Origin of the sequence: Pseudomonas sp. RSB 5.4 (genome assembly GCF_037126175.1) — a bacterium.
Classification (GTDB): Bacteria; Pseudomonadota; Gammaproteobacteria; order Pseudomonadales; family Pseudomonadaceae; genus Aquipseudomonas; species Aquipseudomonas fluorescens_H.
In genome coordinates, this window is the sequence record NZ_CP146986.1 from 4,200,125 (window position 1) to 4,218,563 (window position 18,439).

Sequence of the window (18,439 nt, forward strand, 5' to 3'; positions counted from 1 at the left end):
GGAGATTTTCCCTGAATGGGAGACCGCCTTCGCGAGCAAGCCCGCTCCCACAGGGGATTCTTGGTGCCCACAAAATAGGTGTTCACTGAAGATCCAATGTGGGAGCGGGCTTGCTCGCGAAGAGGCCCTGTCAGTCGATAAAGAACTTACTTGGCAACGACTTTCTCGGACTTGCCGTCATAACGCTTACGCCATTCGGTCAGGATCTCGTCGCGGTTCTTCGAGGCCCAGGCGAAGTCGTTCTTGATCAGGCGCTGCTCGTAGTCGGCCGGCAGTTCGGTCTGCGGCTTGGCGATACCCGGCTGGGCGAGGACGGCGAAGTTCTCTTTGTACAGATCCATCGCCTCGGCGCTGGCGGAGAAGTCCGCGAGTTTTTTCGCCGCTTCTTCATGCGGGGTGCCTTTGATCACGGCAGTCGCCTCGATCTCCCAGCCCAGGCCTTCTTTCGGCAGGATGATGTCCAGCGGCGCGCCCTGGCGTTTCAGCTGTACCGCCGGATATTCGAAGGAAATGCCGATCGGGAATTCGCCCGCAGCGGCCAGTTTGCAAGGCTTGGAACCGGAGTGAACGTACTGGCCGATGTTCTGGTGCAGACCGTCCATGTAGGCCCAGCCCTGCTTCTCGCCGAAGGTTTGCAGCCAGGCGCTGACGTCGAGGAAACCGGTGCCGGACGACGCCGGGTTCGGCATGACGATCTTGCCCTTGTACTCAGGCTTGGTCAGATCCTGCCAGCTCACCGGTTTGCTCAGGCCCTGCTTCTCGGCTTCGACGGTGTTGAAGCAAATGGTCGCGGCCCATACGTCCATGCCGACCCAGGCTGGCGGGTTGGCGGCGTCGCGGTAGTTCGCGCCGATCTTGCCCAGATCCTTCGGTGCATAGCTTCGCAGCATGCCCTGCTGATCGAGGATCGCCAGGCTCGAAGCGGCCAGCCCCCACACCGCGTCAGCCTGCGGACGGGCCTTTTCGGCGAGGAGTTTGGCGGTGATGATCCCGGTGGAATCACGCACCCACTTGATCTCGACGTCCGGGTTGGCCTTCTCGAACGCGGCTTTGTAAGCGGTCAGTTGCTCGGCTTCGAGGGCGGTGTACACCGTCAACTCGGTTTTTGCCGCGAAGGCATTCAGGCTGAAAGTAGCGAGCACAGCAGCGGCCAGGGCCATAGGCTTGAACATGATCGTTTTCCTGTCGGTGAGTTGAGGCTGTAGGGATAAATCGTCAATCAGTGACCGGGCGCGGTTTGCCGCCAGGCCTGGGAACGGCGCAGCAAGCCGCGCGAAGCCCACGCCAGCAGCAAGGACACGCCTGCCGAGGTGAACAGAATCAGGGTCGACATCGCTGCCGCGCCGCCGACGTTGCCGGCGTCATCCATGTTCAGCACCGCCACCGCCGCGAGGATGGTGTCGGGGCTGTAGAGGAAGATCGCCGCCGACACCGTGGTCATCGCCGAGACGAACAGGTAGCGCACGATGTCCAGCAACGCCGGCAGGCAGATCGGCACGGTGACGCGCAGGTAATGGCGGTACAGCGGCGCCTTGAGCGACAGCGCGGCGGCTTCGAACTCGGCGTCGAGCTGGCGCAGCGCGGTGGTCGCGGTCATTTGCGCGGTGGTCAGATAGTGCGCAATGGTGCAGACGATCAGCAGCGTCATCGTGCCGTACAGCACGTGCAGCGGGTTGCCGCTGAGGTTGAAGAAGAAGACGTAACCCAGGCCGAGCACCAGCCCCGGCACCGCCATCGGCACGAAACTGAGCATGCGCAGGGTCAGGTTGAGGCCGCGTTGGCTGCGGGTTTTCTCCATCAGATAAGCGCCAGTGAAGATCAGCACGCTGCCAATCAGCGCCGTGCCCAACGCCATCTTCAAGCTGTTGCTGTACGCCAGCCAGCCACCGCCGGCGGTCTCGTTGAACTGATAGTGATTGAGCGACAGCGACAGGTTGTACGGCCAGAACTTCACCAGCGAGGAAAACACCGCCATGCCGAACACCAGCAGCAACGCCGCACTGATCAACAAAACAATCGCCAGATAGCAGGCATCGCGCCGCTTCGACGGCGCCGGTTTGAACACCTGGGCGCGGCCGCTCATGGAATCGCCGTGACGGCGGCGCAGCCAGGCATCGACGCCGAAGCTGAACAGCGCCGGCAGCAACAGCACCATGCCGATCAGCGCCCCGCGACCGAATTGTTGCTGGCCGACCACGGCTTTGTAGGCTTCCAGCGCCAGCACTTGATAGTCGCCACCAACCACCACCGGCACGCCGAAATCGGTGATGGTCAGGGTGAACACCAGACAGAACGCAGCGAATACCGCTTGGCGGGTCGCCGGCCAGGTGATGCTGCGGAACGCCTTGGCCGGACTGGCGCCCATGCTCGACGCCGCATCGAACAGCCGCGCATCGGCCAGCGACAACGCCGACAGCAGAATCATCAGCGCATGCGGAAAGGTGTAGATCACCTCACCCAGCACGATCCCCCAGAAACCGTAGATGTTGTCCGAGAGCAGCCCGCGCAACATGCCCTGATTGCCGAACAGATAGACCAGTGCGATACCCGGCAGCATCGACGGCGCCATCAATGGCAGCAGGGAAATCCCGCGCCAGATGCCCTTGGCCGGAATCAGTGTGCGTTGCAGGGCGTAGGCAAACAGGTAGGCCAGCGGTACGACGATGGCCGCGACGCTGAGGGAAACTTTCAGGCTGTTGCCGAGCAGCCAGTGGAAATTCTCGCTGGTCACCAGCTCCTTGGCGGCGAGCCAGCCACCGCCCTGCCCGGCCTCGCTGCTGAAGCCGCGCCAGAAGATCGCCAGCAACGGCAGCAGCACAGCGACACCGAGCAGTAACAGCAGCAGGAGTTTGCCGCCGAGGACGAAGATCCGGTCACCGACCTCGGCCCCGGACACTCGCCGCGCCTGCTTGTGCGGTAGCGGCAGTGCGATGTTCGCGCTCATCAGGCAAACACCTGCAGGCTGCGCGGTGGCAAGGCGACCATGATCTGCTGGGCGCCGAGGCGCGGCATGGCTTCCGGCGCCAGTTCAGCGAGCAGCGCGTGGCCCGGCAATTGGTCGAGTTCGAAGCTCATGCGGCAGCGGTTGCCGAGGAAAGTGATCTCGCGAACCTTGGCCGGGAACAGGTTTTCTTCGTGCACCAGCGGATTGACGCTGATCGCTTCCGGACGGCAGAACAGTCGGCCCGAGGCGCCGCTGACGCTGCCATCGGCCAGACGCACATCCATCCCGCCAACCCGGGCATGACTGGCGCTGCTGCGCTGGAACGGCAGCCAGTTGCCCTGCCCGACGAACTCGGCCACGAACGGCGTGGCCGGGCGGTTGTAGATTTCCTGCGGGGTGGCGTACTGCTCGACCCGGCCGTTGTGCATCACGGCGATGCGGTCGGCCATCAGCATGGCTTCGTCCTGATTGTGCGTGACCATCAGGGTGGTGATGCCGAGGTTGCGCTGCAGTTGGCGCAGTTCGGTGCACAGATGCTCGCGCACTCGAGCGTCCAGCGCCGACATCGGTTCATCGAGCAACAGCAGCGACGGCGCCGGGGCCAGGGCACGAGCCAGTGCGACTCGCTGTTGCTGACCGCCGGACAACTGGCCCGGGTACTTTTTCTCACTGCCGGTGAGGCCGACCAGTTCCAGCATCTGACCGACGCGACGACGCACTTCGTCACGACCACTGCCGGCGAGGCCGTAGGCAATGTTCGCTTCGACGGTCAGATTGGGGAACAGCGCGTAGGACTGGAACAGGATGCCGTAGTCCCGGGCTTGCGGCGCGAGGTGCGAAACATCGCGGTCGCCGAGGTACAACTCGCCGCTGTCCTGCTTCTCCAGCCCGGCGATGCAGCGCAGCAGCGTGGTCTTGCCACAGCCCGACGGGCCGAGCAGACACACCAGCTCACCGGCCGCGACATCGAGGGAGACGTTATCCAGTGCGGTGAACGCGCCGAAGCGCTTCTGCACGCCGCGCACTTTCATCGGCGCACCGGGGTTGGTCAGGGCAGTTGCGATTGCAGGATTCATGGACAGACCTCATCAAGCTGATGGGGCCAATCCTAGAGTTGTAATGCGTCCGTCATGTGGCAGTAGGGCAAAAACGGCTGATAGTGGTATTCGGGGATTTTGGTTCAGGTTTCAAGTCATGTGTTGCCTGGCCTGACGCCTTCGCGAGCAAGCCCGCTCCCACATTGGATTTGTGTTGTGAACACTATCCCCTGTGGGAGCGGGCTTGCTCGCGAAGAGGCCGGCATGGGCACTGAAGAAATCAGGCCGGGGACATTTCCTGGGCCAACCCGAGAAACGCCGCCGGCAACCGCGCGCCCTTGCGCTCCTTGAGGCAATACAGGTACTCGGGAATCTGCGGCGCATTCTCGATGGTCAGCACCCGCAATTGCGGATCGTGCGGCACTTCCTGGCGGGCAATGATGCTGATGCCGATATTGCGCAGCACCGCCTCACGGATCGACTCGCGGCTGCCGATCTCCAGCAACGGGCCGAAACTGACTCCGGCGCTTTGCAGCAACTCCTCGGTCAGGCGCCGGGTGGTCGAACCGGACTCGCGCATCAGCAAGGTATGCCCGGCCAGCGCGCTCAACGCCACATGTTCCTGCGCCGCCAGCGGATGGTTGCGATGCACCGCCAGCACCAGCGGATCGCTACCCAATACACGGCGAATCAAGCGCGCATCCTCAAGCAACTGCGACGATGCCGCGACATCCACCCGGTAATCCTCCAGCGCTTCGAGCACCTGCTGCGAGTTGCCGATCTCCACCGACACTTCCACCTGTGGCAGACGCTCGCGGAAGGTCTTCACCAGATCGAGGATGTAATACGGCGCAGTGGCAGCGATGCGCAGCGTGCCCTGCACCTGACCGCTGTTGCGCAGGAAGAACTCGATGTCGGCCTCCTGCTGCAACAGCGCCTTGACCATCGGCAGCAGCCGCGCGCCTTCGTCGCTGACACTCAGGCGCCGACCGCCACGGTAGAACAGCTCCACCGAGTACTGACTTTCCAGATTACGGATCTGCGTGGTCACGGTGGGTTGGCTGAGGCCGAGCTTTTTCGCCGCCAGCGTAATGCTGCCCAGGCGGGCGACCATATAAAACGCTTTCAGCTCGGCACTCAGCACAACCATCCCTCATCGTTTATTTGCGCAGCAGGCGCAAACCGTTGAACACCACCAGCAGGCTCACGCCCATGTCGGCGAACACCGCCATCCACATGGTGGCGAGCCCGGCGAAGGTTACCCCAAGAAAGATAGCCTTGATCACCAGGGCCAAGGCGATGTTCTGTTTCAGGATGCTCGCGGTGTCGCGCGACAGGCTGATGAACGCCGGGATCTTGCGCAGATCATCGTCCATCAGGGCGACATCGGCGGTTTCAATCGCGGTGTCGGTGCCGGCGGCCGCCATGGCGAAACCGATTTCGGCCCGCGCCAGCGCCGGGGCGTCGTTGATACCGTCGCCGACCATGCCGACCCGATGCCCCTGTGCATAAAGCTCTTCGATAGCCTGCAGCTTGTCGGTCGGGAGCAAGTCGCCTTTGGCTTGATCGATGCCGACCTGCGCGGCAATCGCCTGTGCGGTGTGCACGTTGTCACCGGTGAGCATCAGGGTTTTCACGCCCAGCGCGTGCAACTGGCGGATCGCTTCGCGGCTGGATTCCTTGACCGTGTCGGCCACGGCGAACAGCGCCAGCGGGCCGGAACTGTCGAGCAGCAACACCACGGACTTGCCCTGCTTCTCCAGCGCAAACAGCTTCTCTTCCAGTTGCGGCGAGCACAGGCCCAGCTCTTCAACCAGACGGTGGTTGCCCAAGTGATAGGTCTGGCCGTTGACCTGGCCCTTCACACCACGCCCGGCCAGCGCTTCGAAGTTATCCACACTCAGCACGGTGAGTTTTTTATCCACAGCCGCATTGGCGATGGCCAGCGACACCGGGTGATCGGAACGCCCGGCCAGCGCGGCGGCAATCGCCGGGGCTGTGGCGTCAGCGGTCGGGTCCAGCGACAGGTAATCGGTCTGCACCGGTTTGCCGTGGGTGATCGTGCCGGTCTTGTCCAGCGCCAGATAATCGAGCTTGAAACCGCCCTCCAGGTACACGCCACCCTTGACCAGAATGCCTTTGCGCGCCGCTGCCGCGAGGCCGCTGACGATGGTCACCGGGGTGGAAATCACCAGGGCACACGGACATGCCACCACCAACAGCACCAGTGCGCGATAGATCCAGTCGAACCACACCGCGCCCATGAACAGCGGCGGAATGATCGCCACGGCCAGCGCCAGCACGAACACCACCGGGGTGTAGATTTTCGAGAACTGATCGACGAAGCGCTGCGTCGGCGCCCGTGCGCCTTGCGCCTGCTCGACGGCGTGGATGATCCGCGCCAGGGTCGAGTTGTTCGCCGCCGCAGTCACCGTGTATTCCAGCGCGCCGGCCTGGTTGATGGTGCCGGCGAAGACTTTGTCGCCGATGGTTTTCTCCACAGGCAGGCTTTCGCCGGTGATCGGCGCTTGATCGATGGTCGAGCTGCCGCTGACGACTTCGCCGTCCAGCGCAATGCGCTCGCCGGGTTTTACCCGCACGCGGGCGCCGAGTTCGACGCTTTTAACCTCTTGTTCGACCCAGTTGCCGTCGGCTTGCTGCACCGTGGCCTGTTCCGGGGTCATCTGCATCAGGCCGCTGATGGCGTTGCGCGCACGATCCAGCGAGCGCGCTTCGATCAGCTCGGCCACGGTGAACAGGAACATCACCATCGCCGCTTCCGGCCACTGCCCGATCAACACCGCACCGGTCACCGCGATGCTCATCAGTGCGTTGATGTTGAGATTGCGGTTCTTCAGGGCGATCCAGCCCTTTTTGTAAGTGGTCAGGCCGCCGCTGAGGATCGACACCAGCGCAATGATCGCCACCACCCAGGTCGGCGCGGCGTTGGTGAAGTGGATTACTTCAGCCGCCAGCGCACCAACGCCGGACAGCGCCAGGGGCCACCAGTGTTTTTTCACCGACGCCGGGGCCGGGGCTTCGACGCCCGCCTCCAGCGGTTCGGCGTGCATGCCCAGCGAGGTAATCGCCTCGGTAATCGGCGCGGTGTCCGGCAGATTGTGGGTCACGCCGAGCACGCGGTTGATCAGGTTGAATTCCAGCTGCTGCACACCGGCCAGTTTGCCGAGCTTGTTCTGGATCAGCGTCTGCTCGGTCGGACAGTCCATCGCCTCGATGCGGAAACTGCTCAGGCGGGCGTCAGCGCTGGTCTTTTCGCTCAGTTGCACCCGCGCAGGCGCAGCGGCTTTCGACGCGCAGCAGGAATCGCCACCGTGGTCATGCTTATGCACAGGCTGCAATTTGTGGCTGTGGTCGTGTCCCGCGTGGGATTTGTGGTTGTGCTGGGAATCGCTCATTGGTCGCGTCCATAAAGGTGCCTGTTGCCAAGTAAAGACCCTGTAGCCACTATAGGGTCAAGCACCCTTTTGGAGATTGCCGTCATGAAGATCGGAGAACTGGCGAAACTCACCGACTGCGCCGTGGAAACCATCCGCTATTACGAGCGCGAAAACCTGCTGCCGGAACCGGCGCGCAGCGACGGTAACTACCGCGTTTACACCCAGGCCCACGCCGAACGCCTGACTTTCATCCGCAACTGCCGCACCCTCGACATGACCCTCGAAGAGATCCGCAGCCTGCTGACCTTGCGCGACAGCCCGCAGGACCAGTGCGAAAACGTCAATGCGCTGATCGACGAGCACATCCAGCATGTGAAGGCGCGGATTGATGGCTTGTTGGCGTTGCAGACACAACTGCTCGACCTGCGCCAACGCTGTGGCGAAGGGCCGGGGGCGGATCAGTGCGGGATCTTGCAGCGGCTGGAGGTGAGTGGCGGGGTTGTGGCGACGGAAGTCGAACACTCCCATGTAGGCCGTAGCCACGGCCATTAAGAACACCCTAAAACACTGTGGGAGCGAGCTTGCTCGCGAAAGCGGTAGTTCAGTCAATATTTCTATCAACTGACACTCCGCCTTCGCGAGCAAGCTCGCTCCCACAGGTTTTTGTATTGCTTGTCAGACCGCCATCGGCGCGGTCATTGGCGCGTGGTGCTCATAGCCTTCCAGCGAGAAGTCGCTCGGCTCGACCAGCTCCAGCCACTCCGGCTGATACACACCGGTCTTGGCAAACTCCGGCACACGATCGGAGATTTTCAGCTTCGGCATGGCGAACGGCTCGCGCTTGAGCTGTTCGTTAAGCATGTCCAGGTGGTTCTCGTAGACGTGCGCATCACCGATGAAATAGGTGAACCAGCGCGGCGTGTAGCCGGTCAGACGCCCGATCAGGCTGAGCAGCGCGGCGCCTTCGGTGAGGTTGAACGGCGTGCCCAGACCCAGGTCGTTGGAGCGGATGTACAGGGTCAGGGAGATCTCTTTGGTCTCGACGTTCGGGTGGAACTGGTACAGCAGATGGCACGGCGGCAGGGCCATCTCATCGAGCTGGGCGACGTTCCAGCCGTGGAACAGGATGCGGCGACTGCCCGGATCCTTGATGATCGTGTCGACGCACTGGCGCACCTGATCGATGGCTTTGTACAGCACCACGTAAGCCTGGCCGTCCTCTTCGCCCTGGGCGATCTGCTTGTAGCCGTTGCTCAGGGTTTGTTCGATGGCAGCGGTGTTGCTCAGCGGGATCTGCTTGTACGCCGGCCATTTGCGCCATTGCACGCCGTAGATTTCGCCGAGGTCGTCTTCGCCCTGACGGAACGGGTTGGCCAGCCACTGCGCATTTTCGTTGGCGTTCTGGTCCCAGACCTTGCAGCCCAGCGCACGGAATTCAGCGGCGTTGTTCACGCCACGCAGAAAACCGCACATCTCGCCGATGGCCGATTTGAAGGCCATCTTGCGGGTGGTGATCGCCGGAAAGCCTTCCTGCAGATCGAAACGCAGCATCGCACCCGGGAAGCTGATGGTGTTGATGCCGGTGCGGTTGGCCTGTTTGGTGCCGTTCTGAATGACGTGCGAGACCAGTTCGAGATATTGCTTCATGAGTTACCTGTGTCCTTTGAGCCCCGGCGTCGCGCGCCGGGGTTCGTAGTTTAAGCGGTCGGCGCGAGCGGTGCTGCCGGCGCGCGACGATAGGCCAGCCAGATCAGGAACAGTCCGGCGACAATCATCGGTACGCACAGCACTTGCCCCATGGTCAGCCAGTTCCAGGCCAGGTAGCCCAGTTGCGCGTCCGGTACGCGGACGAACTCGACGATGAAACGGAAGATGCCGTAGAACAGCGCGAACATGCCGGACACAGCCATGGTCGGGCGCGGCTTACGCGAGAACAGCCACAGGATCAGGAACAGCGCGACGCCTTCGAGCGCGAACTGATACAGCTGCGACGGGTGACGCGGCAGCTGCGCCGGATCGCTGAACGGCGGGAAGATCATCGCCCACGGCACGTCGGTCGGCTTGCCCCACAGCTCGGCATTGATGAAGTTGCCGATGCGCCCGGCGCCCAGACCGATCGGCACCATCGGCGCAACGAAGTCCATCAGCTGGAAGAAGGTCTTGCCGTTACGCTTGCCGAACCACAGCGCGGCGAGCATCACGCCGATGAATCCGCCATGGAACGACATGCCGCCCTTCCACACTTCGAAAATCAGCGTCGGGTTGGCGATGTACGCGCTCAGGTCATAGAACAGCACGTAACCCAGACGTCCACCGACAATCACCCCCATCGACAGCCAGAACACCAGGTCGGAGAGCTTCTCCTTGGTCCAGGTCGGGTCGAAACGGTTGAGCCGGCTCGACGCCAGCAGCCATGCGCCGCCGATGCCGACGAGGTACATCAGGCCGTACCAGTGGATTTTCAGCGGACCGATGGCCAGGGCCACCGGGTCGATCTGCGGGTAAGGCAGCATTGCGACTCCTCGTTAGAGTTGAAACCAAAATTCCCGGGCGACGCTGCCACCTCAGGATTAAGCCAGGATTGCGGCCTGCTCTGAACCAGCAGGTCAGAGCAGGAAATTCAGGCCCACGCAGAACAGCAAAGCGGCGAACAGCCGTTTCAGCAAGCGCGGCGACAATCTGTGGGCCAGGCGCGCGCCGAGACGGGCGAAGACCATGCTGGTCAGGGCAATGCCCAGCAGCGCCGGCAAATAAACAAAACCGAGACTATGCGGCGGCAACAACGAATCGTGCCAGCCCAGAATCATGAAACTTAATGCACTGACCAGGGCGATCGGCAGGCCACAGGCTGACGAGGTCGCCACGGCTTGCTGCATCGGCACGCTGCGCCAGGTCAGAAACGGCACGGTCAGCGAACCGCCGCCGACGCCAAAAATCGCCGACGCCCAACCGATTACGCTCCCGGCCACGGTCAGACCGAGTTTGCCGGGGACGGTTCGACTGGCCTTGGGTTTGATGTCCAGCGCCAACTGCAGCGAGATCACCAAGGCAAGCACGCCGATGATCTTTTGCAGGTTCGGCCCGGAAATCGCCTCGGCCGTCAGCGCACCGAAACCGGCGCCGAGCAGTATGCCAACCGCCATCCACTTGAAAATCGGCCAGCGCACGGCGCCACGCCGATGGTGTTCGCGCACGGCATTGACCGAGGTGAAGATGATCGTCGCCAGCGACGTGCCAACCGCCAGATGTGTAAGGATCGACTGATCGAAACCCTGCAAGGTAAAACTGAACACCAGCACCGGGACAATAATGATCCCGCCGCCCACCCCGAACAGCCCGGCCAGCACGCCCGCACAGGCGCCCAGCGCCAGATAGAGCAGAAATTCCACGGCCGTCTCCCAGACGCATCCCCAAAACCGGAGCGGCATGGTAACGGATGCACACCCTCTGGCGGAACTGGCGATGGATGCACGGACGCTGACTGCGTAGAGTGAGCAAAAAACACACAAGGACCACCTTATGTGCCTGATTGTTTTCGCCTGGCGCCCGGGCCATGCCCAGCCGCTGATCGTCGCGGCCAACCGTGACGAGTTCTACGCCCGCCCGAGCCTGCCGCTGGCGCCATGGGCCGACGCGCCGCACGTGCACGCGGGGCGCGATCTTGAGGCTGGCGGCACGTGGCTGGGAATCGGCGCCAATGGGCGCTTTGCCGCGCTGACCAATATCCGCGACCCGCACCAGCCACCGGCGCGCAAGTCGCGGGGAGAGCTGGTGGCGCGGTTTCTCACGGGCGATGCGTCGATTGATGATTATTTGCGCGATGTGGTCGCTCGCGCGCCGGAATACGCCGGGTTCAACCTGCTGCTGGGCAATGCCCATGAGCTGTGGCACTTCAATGCGCGGACGTCCGAGCCGGTGATGCTCGAGCCGGGGATCTACGGGCTATCGAATGCCGGGCTGGATACGCCGTGGCCGAAACTGCTCAAGGCCAAGGCTGCACTGAGTGCGGTGCTGGATGATCCACAGCCTGCGCGGTTACTGGAGCTGCTGGGCGATGCGCAGACCGCGCCGTTTGCCGAACTGCCGGATACCGGGGTCGGGCTGGCCACCGAATCGCTGCTGTCGAGTGTGTTCATTGCCAGCCAGAGTTATGGCACGCGGGCGAGTACGGCGCTGATTGTGCAGGCGGACGGGACGCGGTGGATGGTGGAGCGCAGCTTTGGGCCATATGGCGGGCATTTGGGCGAGGTGGAGATTGCTGTTTAGCAGCGTTTGAACTGACGCCTTCGCGAGCAAGCCCGCTCCCACATTCGACCACATTCCAAAGGTAGAACTCGGTCAAATGTGGGAGCGGGCTTGCTCGCGAAGAGGCCCACAAGGTTTTAGAGAGCCTTGTTGACCGCCGGCGGATTCATCTTCGACAACCCGAGATTTTTCAGCGCCAGTTGCAGCGAGCTGTGGATCACTTGCGGGTTGTCGATGGTCATCAGCTCGGCCAGCAGATCCTTGGCCTTGCTCAGGTTGATCTGACGCAGCATCCACTTCACTTTCGGCAGGTTGGTGGCGTTCATCGACAGACTGTCGAAGCCCATCGCCATCAACAGCACCGCCGCCGCCGGATCACCGGCCATTTCGCCGCAGATACTCACCGGTTTGCCTTCGGCATGCGCGTCGCGCACCACGGTTTGCAGGGCTTGCAGCACTGCCGGGTGCAGGTAGTCGTAGAGATCGGCCACCCGCGGGTTGTTGCGGTCGACGGCCAGCAGGTACTGGGTCAGGTCGTTGGAGCCTACCGACAGGAAGTCCACCTGCCGCGCCAGTTCCTTGGTCTGGTACACCGCGGCCGGAATTTCGATCATCACCCCGATCGGCGGCATCGGCACGTCGGTGCCTTCGTCGCGCACTTCACCCCAGGCCCGGTGGATCAGGTGCAGAGCTTCTTCGAGTTCGTGGGTGCCGGAAATCATCGGCAGCAGGATCCGCAGATTGTTCAGGCCTTCGCTGGCCTTGAGCATCGCGCGGGTCTGCACCAGGAAGATTTCCGGGTGGTCGAGGGTCACGCGAATCCCGCGCCAGCCGAGGAACGGGTTGTCTTCCTTGATCGGGAAGTACGACAGCGACTTGTCACCGCCGATGTCCAGGCTGCGCATGGTCACCGGTTGCGGGTGGAACGCGGCGAGCTGTTCGCGGTAGATCGCCAGTTGTTCCTTTTCGCTCGGGAAGCGCTGATTGATCATGAACGGCACTTCGGTGCGGTACAGGCCGACACCTTCGGCGCCACGCTTCTGTGCCCGCGCCACATCGGCCAGCAGGCCAGTGTTGACCCACAGCGGCATGCGGTGGCCATCGAGGGTCACGCACGGCAGATCACGCAGGGTGTCGAGGCCCAGCGCCAGTTGTTTCTCTTCTTCGACCACCTCGGCGAACTGCTTGCGCAGGACGTCGCTGGGGTTGGTGTAGACCTCGCCGCGGGTGCCATCGACGATCACCTCGATGCCGTCGACCTTGGCGTACGGCAGGTCGACCAGGCCCATCACCGTCGGAATGCCCATGGCCCGGGCCAGAATCGCGACGTGGGAGTTACCCGAACCGAGGACCGACACCAGACCGACCAGCGTGCCTTCCGGCACCTCGCCGAGCATGGCCGGCGTCAGCTCTTCGCTGACCAGAATGGTTTTTTCCGGGTAGACCAGGTTCTGCTGACGCTCTTCCTGCAGATACGCCAGTAGGCGCCGACCGAGGTCTTTGACGTCCGACGCGCGCTCGCGCAGGTAGGCGTCGTCCATCAGTTCGAAACGGTTGACGTGATCCGTGACCACCTGACGCAGTGCGCCCTGGGCCCATTGGCCGGTCTTGATCACGGTGGTGACTTCGCTGCCCAGCGAGGCATCGTCGAGCATCATCAGGTAAACGTCGAACAGCGCGCGCTCTTCCGGGCGCAGCTGGGTCGCGAGCTTGGCGGACAACGCGCGCATGTCGGCGCGCACGCCTTCGATGGCGGTCTTGAACAGCGCCAGCTCAGCGTCGATGTCGGTGATGTGCTTGTCCGGCACCACGTCCAGATCCGCTGGCGGCAGCATGACCACCGCGGTACCGACGGCAGCACCCGGCGAACCCGGTACGCCGACGAACTTGGCTTCCTGAATGCCCTTGCCCTGACGGCCCAGACCACGGATCGAGCCGGTGGCCTCGGCGTGGGCGATAACGCCGGCGAGCTGCGCGCTCATCGTCACGAGGAAGGCTTCTTCACCTTCGTCGAACTGGCGACGTTCTTTCTGCTGGATGACCAACACGCCGACGACGCGGCGGTGGTGAATGATCGGCGCCCCGAGGAACGAGGCGTAGCGCTCCTCGCCGGTCTCGGCGAAGTAGCGGTAGCGCGGGTGATCCGCAGCATTTTCGAGGTTCAGGGGTTCTTCACGCGTGCCGACCAGACCCACCAGACCTTCGTTGGGTGCCATGCTGACTTTGCCGATCGAGCGCTTGTTCAAGCCCTCGGTGGCCATCAGGACGAAGCGGTTGGTCTCGGGATCAAGCAGGTAGACCGAGCAGACCTGGCTGCCCATGGCCTCTTTGACGCGCAACACAATAATCCCCAACGCCGCCTTGAGATCCTTGGCGGAGTTAACTTCCTGGACGATCTTGCGCAGCGTATTGAGCATGGCTCGGGGTCGAACTCCGTCGTCAGTCGCGCGCTAAAAGGCGCGGGGCAAGCTCTTTGAGGGCGCGTCGATACACCTCGCGCTTGAATGTCACCACCTGGCCCAACGGATACCAATAACTGACCCAGCGCCAGCCATCGAACTCCGGTTTACCGGTCAAATCCATCCGCACCCGCTGCTCGTTGGAGATCAGGCGCAGGAGAAACCATTTCTGTTTCTGGCCGATGCACAGCGGTTGGCTGTGGGTACGCACCAGACGTTGCGGCAAACGATAGCGCAACCAGCCACGAGTACAGGCCAGTATTTCAACATCTTCACGTTCCAGGCCAACTTCTTCGTTCAGCTCGCGGTACAAGGCGTCCTCCGGCGTCTCCTCGGGGTTGATTCCCCCTTGTGGAAACTGCCAGGCATCTTGATTGATACGGCGAGCCCATAGCACCTGGCCGGCGTCATTCGTCAGAATGATCCCGACATTGGGGCGGAAACCATCGGGGTCGATCACGGCAACAACCTCGCAAACGCATGTCGCCGCATTGTTCCACAAAGCTTGATAAGGCGGCAACGAAGGTTCCTACCTTATGTGCACTCTTGTGAAAAGACCGTATTCTTGTCGCCTTTTTACTGACTTTTCAGCGGGTAACTGCAATGCGCCTGGCTCTATTCGATTTGGACAACACCCTTCTGGGCGGCGACAGCGATCACGCCTGGGGCGACTATCTGTGCGAACGCGGCTTCCTCGACCCGGTGGCGTACAAGACGCGCAACGACGAGTTCTATCAGGATTACCTGGCCGGCAAGCTGGATAACGCCGCGTACCTGAACTTCTGCCTGGAAATCCTCGGCCGCACCGAAATGGCCGTGCTCGAACAGTGGCACAACGACTACATGCGCGACTGCATCGAGCCGATCGTGCTGCCCAAGGCACTGGAACTGCTGAAACAGCACCGCGACGCCGGTGACAAACTGGTGATCATCACCGCCACCAACCGCTTCGTCACCGCCCCGATTGCCGTGCGCCTGGGCGTTGAAACCCTGATCGCCACCGAGTGCGAGATGGTCGATGGCCGCTACACCGGGCGCAGCACCGACATTCCGTGCTTCCGTGAGGGCAAGGTGACGCGCCTGAATCGTTGGCTGGATGAGACTGGGTATTCGTTGGATGACAGCTATTTCTATAGCGATTCGATGAATGATTTGCCGCTGCTGGAGCAGGTGGCGAACCCGGTGGCCGTTGATCCGGATCCGAATCTGCGCGCCGAGGCCGAGAAGCGTGGCTGGCCAGTTATCTCATTGCGCGACTGATTACGCCTTCGCGAGCAAGCCCGCTCCCACAGGGGACCGTGTTCACAGCACAAATCCAATGTGGGAGGGGGCTTGCTCCCGAATGGGGCCAACGCGGTGTGAAGCCTTAAACAGGCTTGGCCCCCATCAACCCGGCAATGGCGATAAAGCAGACAATGCTGAACAACGCCAGGGCAAAGCTGAACCGCCCCAACCCGCTCGGCGCCTTGCGCAACCGATTCAACCGCACCAGCAACCAGAACCACGCCAGTGCCGCCACGGTGTACAGCACGCTGGAGGCCAGCAACCAGGTCTGTCCCAGCGGCCAGCCAACCAGATGCACCATGCCCCAGCCAGTGAACGGCATGCTCAACAGCGCCAGGCCCATCAACAACCAGATGAACACCCGTGGCCGTTGCAGGGTGCGGCTGCCCGCCGTGGCATCACCTTTGCGCCGCGCGAGAAAAACCCAGATTCCCAGACCCAGCGCACTGGCCAGCAACACCACGGTGGCGACCATGTGCGCGGTTTTCAGGGCAGTTAACGTTTCCATTGTTCGATTTCCTTATGGCCTGCCCATCAGCGTAGCCGCTCAGCCAAGAAACAGCTGATAGGCCGGGTTTTCACTTTCATCCCAATACGGGTAGCCGATTTCCTCAAGCGCCGCCGGCACCAGATGACGCTCGTCATGCGGGACTTGCAGGCCCGCGACCACCCGGCCGTCCGCCGCGCCGTGGTTACGGTAGTGGAACATCGAGATGTTCCAGCGTCCGCCCAGTTTGTTGAGGAAGTTGAACAGCGCGCCCGGACGCTCCGGGAATTCGAAGCGAAACACCACTTCGTCGATGACGTGCGCCGCGTGGCCGCCGACCATGTGGCGAATGTGCAACTTGGCCAGTTCGTTGTCGGTCAGGTCGAGCACCGGGAATCCCTGCCCGGTCAGGCTCGCCAGCAGTGCGCTGCGCGGGTCGTTTTCCGGGTGAGTCTGCACGCCAACGAAGATGTGCGCTTCGCTGCCGGTGTTGTAGCGGTAGTTGAATTCGGTGATCTGGCGCTTGCCGATCGCTTCGCAAAACGCCTTGAAGCTGCCGGCCTGCTCCGGGATGGTCACGGCGATGATCGCTTCGCGGCCCTCGCCCAGCTCGGCGCGTTCGGCGACGTGGCGCAGGCGATCGAAGTTGACGTTGGCCCCGGAGTCGATGGCGACGAAGGTCTGGCCGCTGACGCCACGCAACTCGACGTACTTCTTGATCCCGGCCACACCCAAGGCACCGGCAGGTTCGGTGATCGAGCGGGTATCGTCGTAGATATCCTTGATTGCCGCACAGATTTCGTCGGTGCTGACGGTGATCACTTCGTCGACGTAATCCTTGCAGATGTCGAAGGTGTGCTGGCCGATCTGCGCCACGGCCACGCCGTCGGCAAAGATGCCCACGGTCGGCAGGACCACACGCTCGCCGGCGGCCATGGCCGCTTGCAGGCAGTTGGAGTCGTCCGGCTCGACGCCGATGACCTTGATGTCCGGACGCAGGTATTTCACGTACGCCGCGATGCCAGCGATCAGCCCGCCGCCGCCGACCGGCACGAAAATCGCGTCCAGCGGTTGCGGGTGCTGGCGCAGAATTTCCATCGCCACGGTGCCCTGCCCGGCAATGGTGTGCGGATCGTCGTACGGGTGGATGTAAACGTAGCCCTTTTCATCGACCAGTTTCAGCGAATAGGCCAAGGCTTCCGGGAAGGAATCGCCGTGCAGCACGACTTTGCCGCCGCGCGAACGCACGCCTTCGACCTTGATCTCGGGGGTGGTCTTGGGCATCACGATGGTCGCTTTCACGCCCAGCACTTTCGCCGCCAGCGCCAGACCCTGCGCATGGTTGCCCGCCGATGCGGTGACCACGCCACGGGCGCGCTCTTCGTCAGTCAACTGGGTCAACTTGTTGTACGCGCCGCGAATCTTGAACGAGAACACCGGCTGCAAGTCTTCGCGCTTGAGCCAGATGTCATTGCCCAGCCGCTCGGAGAGCTGGCGAGCGTTCTGCAGCGGGGTTTCTACGGCAACGTCATAAACGCGCGAGGTGAGGATCTTTTTGACGTACTGTTCGAGCATCGGAAAGCATCACTGAGCGGTTGGGCAGGGCCAAGGAGTCTAACCCGGCTTTTGCCCGGGCGACCACACTGAACAGGGGGTTTTAGGGTGTGGAGAACTATTGTGGCGAGGGAGCTTGCTCCCGCTCGGCTGCGCAGCAGTCGTAAATCAGAACATTCGATTTGCCTGAAAGAATGCAAAGGACCGCTTCGCGCTCCAGCGGGAGCAAGCTCCCTCGCCACAGGGGTGTTTCCCCCTTCACCACCGCGGGGCCTATAATGCCGGCCTTTCCGTACCCACCTTGCCCGCTTCCGGAGCCCGCATGACCCAGGATCAACTCAAACAGGCAGTGGCTCAGGCCGCCGTCGACTTCATCCTTCCGAAACTCGACGACAAGAGCATCGTCGGGGTCGGCACCGGCTCCACCGCCAACTGCTTCATCGATGCACTGGCCCAGCACAAGGGCGCGTTCGATGGCGCGGTCGCCAGCTCCGAAGCCACTGCGGCGCGCCTCAAGGGCCACGGGATTCCGGTGTATGAGCTGAACACCGTCAGCGATCTGGAGTTCTACGTCGATGGCGCCGATGAAAGCGACGAACACCTGAACCTGATCAAGGGCGGCGGCGCCGCCCTGACCCGCGAGAAGATCGTCGCGGCCGTGGCCAAGACCTTCATCTGCATCGCCGACGCCAGCAAACTGGTGCCGGTGCTGGGCGAATTCCCGCTGCCGGTCGAAGTGATCCCGATGGCCCGCAGCCACGTGGCCCGTCAACTGGTGAAACTGGGCGGCGACCCGGTGTACCGCGAAGGCGTGCTGACCGATAACGGCAACATCATCCTCGACGTGTTCAACCTGCAGATCACCAATCCGGTGGAGCTGGAAGCGCAGATCAACGCGATCGTCGGCGTGGTCACCAACGGTCTGTTCGCGGCGCGGCCGGCGGATCTGCTGTTGCTGGGCACCAGCGAAGGTGTGAAGACGCTGAAGGCTGAGTAAGCCCGGCCGCCCCATTCTTAGGGTAATTGCATCA

Annotated in this window: 16 protein-coding genes; 4 read left to right on the forward strand and 12 right to left on the reverse strand. The window is 62.5% G+C overall.

All coding sequences use genetic code 11. The features are described from left to right. Positions 1–146: 146 nt before the first annotated feature. From V9L13_RS19040 to V9L13_RS19060, 5 genes are all read right to left on the reverse strand, one after another. On the reverse strand, positions 147–1,172 hold the full coding sequence (locus V9L13_RS19040) for a putative 2-aminoethylphosphonate ABC transporter substrate-binding protein (RefSeq protein WP_338800254.1): 1,026 nt from the start codon (positions 1,170–1,172) through the stop codon (positions 147–149). A gap of 47 nt (positions 1,173–1,219) precedes the next feature. Further along, complete coding sequence (locus tag V9L13_RS19045; RefSeq protein WP_103521528.1) at positions 1,220–2,944, reverse strand: putative 2-aminoethylphosphonate ABC transporter permease subunit; 1,725 nt, start codon at positions 2,942–2,944, stop codon at positions 1,220–1,222. Next, on the reverse strand, positions 2,944–4,020 hold the full coding sequence (locus V9L13_RS19050) for a putative 2-aminoethylphosphonate ABC transporter ATP-binding protein (protein WP_201136312.1): 1,077 nt from the start codon (positions 4,018–4,020) through the stop codon (positions 2,944–2,946). Before V9L13_RS19050 ends, V9L13_RS19045 begins: the two co-directional genes overlap by 1 nt. 241 nt (positions 4,021–4,261) lie before the next feature. Beyond that, on the reverse strand, positions 4,262–5,125 hold the full coding sequence (locus tag V9L13_RS19055) for a LysR family transcriptional regulator (protein WP_027610541.1): 864 nt from the start codon (positions 5,123–5,125) through the stop codon (positions 4,262–4,264). 16 nt (positions 5,126–5,141) lie between these two features. Beyond that, positions 5,142–7,397: a heavy metal translocating P-type ATPase gene (locus tag V9L13_RS19060; RefSeq protein ID WP_338800255.1), complete on the reverse strand. Its 2,256-nt coding sequence runs from the start codon at positions 7,395–7,397 to the stop codon at positions 5,142–5,144. A gap of 84 nt (positions 7,398–7,481) precedes the next feature. On the opposite strand from V9L13_RS19060, the gene cadR reads away from it, so the two are divergent. Then, the gene (cadR, locus tag V9L13_RS19065) at positions 7,482–7,931 is read left to right on the forward strand and encodes a Cd(II)/Pb(II)-responsive transcriptional regulator (RefSeq protein ID WP_003229189.1); all 450 of its coding nucleotides are present in this window, start codon (positions 7,482–7,484) and stop codon (positions 7,929–7,931) included. A gap of 123 nt (positions 7,932–8,054) precedes the next feature. Here cadR and V9L13_RS19070 read toward each other — a convergent pair whose 3' ends face one another. From V9L13_RS19070 to V9L13_RS19080, 3 genes are all read right to left on the reverse strand, one after another. After that, positions 8,055–9,026, reverse strand: a complete 972-nt coding sequence (locus V9L13_RS19070) for a thymidylate synthase (protein ID WP_047596629.1) — start codon at positions 9,024–9,026, stop codon at positions 8,055–8,057. Positions 9,027–9,076: 50 nt separating this feature from the next. After that, on the reverse strand, positions 9,077–9,892 hold the full coding sequence (gene lgt / locus V9L13_RS19075) for a prolipoprotein diacylglyceryl transferase (RefSeq protein WP_003229193.1): 816 nt from the start codon (positions 9,890–9,892) through the stop codon (positions 9,077–9,079). Between the two features lie 93 nt (positions 9,893–9,985). After that, positions 9,986–10,768, reverse strand: coding sequence for a sulfite exporter TauE/SafE family protein (locus V9L13_RS19080; RefSeq protein ID WP_338800256.1), 783 nt, complete (start codon positions 10,766–10,768; stop codon positions 9,986–9,988). 130 nt (positions 10,769–10,898) lie between these two features. On the opposite strand from V9L13_RS19080, the gene V9L13_RS19085 reads away from it, so the two are divergent. After that, on the forward strand, positions 10,899–11,645 hold the full coding sequence (locus tag V9L13_RS19085) for an NRDE family protein (protein WP_338800257.1): 747 nt from the start codon (positions 10,899–10,901) through the stop codon (positions 11,643–11,645). A gap of 116 nt (positions 11,646–11,761) precedes the next feature. Here V9L13_RS19085 and ptsP read toward each other — a convergent pair whose 3' ends face one another. Further along, the gene (gene ptsP / locus V9L13_RS19090; RefSeq protein WP_003229199.1) at positions 11,762–14,041 is read right to left on the reverse strand and encodes a phosphoenolpyruvate--protein phosphotransferase; all 2,280 of its coding nucleotides are present in this window, start codon (positions 14,039–14,041) and stop codon (positions 11,762–11,764) included. 22 nt (positions 14,042–14,063) lie between these two features. Beyond that, positions 14,064–14,543 (reverse strand): RNA pyrophosphohydrolase, encoded by a 480-nt coding sequence (locus V9L13_RS19095; RefSeq protein WP_003229203.1) that lies wholly within the window; start codon positions 14,541–14,543, stop codon positions 14,064–14,066. A gap of 143 nt (positions 14,544–14,686) precedes the next feature. Between V9L13_RS19095 and V9L13_RS19100 the strand changes: the two genes are divergently transcribed. After that, entirely contained in the window at positions 14,687–15,343 is a 657-nt protein-coding gene (locus V9L13_RS19100; protein WP_003229206.1) for an HAD family hydrolase, read from the forward strand. Between the two features lie 106 nt (positions 15,344–15,449). Here V9L13_RS19100 and V9L13_RS19105 read toward each other — a convergent pair whose 3' ends face one another. Together V9L13_RS19105 and ilvA are read right to left on the reverse strand one after the other, a co-directional pair. Next, on the reverse strand, positions 15,450–15,875 hold the full coding sequence (locus tag V9L13_RS19105; protein ID WP_338800258.1) for a DUF2269 domain-containing protein: 426 nt from the start codon (positions 15,873–15,875) through the stop codon (positions 15,450–15,452). 39 nt (positions 15,876–15,914) lie between these two features. Further along, positions 15,915–17,429 carry a threonine ammonia-lyase, biosynthetic gene (gene ilvA, locus V9L13_RS19110; RefSeq protein WP_338800259.1) on the reverse strand — a complete coding sequence of 505 codons (1,515 nt, stop codon included), beginning with the start codon at positions 17,427–17,429 and terminating at the stop codon, positions 15,915–15,917. A 301-nt stretch (positions 17,430–17,730) separates the two neighbouring features. Here ilvA and rpiA point away from each other — a divergent pair, with 301 nt between their 5' ends. Further along, positions 17,731–18,405 (forward strand): ribose-5-phosphate isomerase RpiA, encoded by a 675-nt coding sequence (gene rpiA / locus V9L13_RS19115; protein WP_166221608.1) that lies wholly within the window; start codon positions 17,731–17,733, stop codon positions 18,403–18,405. Positions 18,406–18,439: the final 34 nt, after the last annotated feature.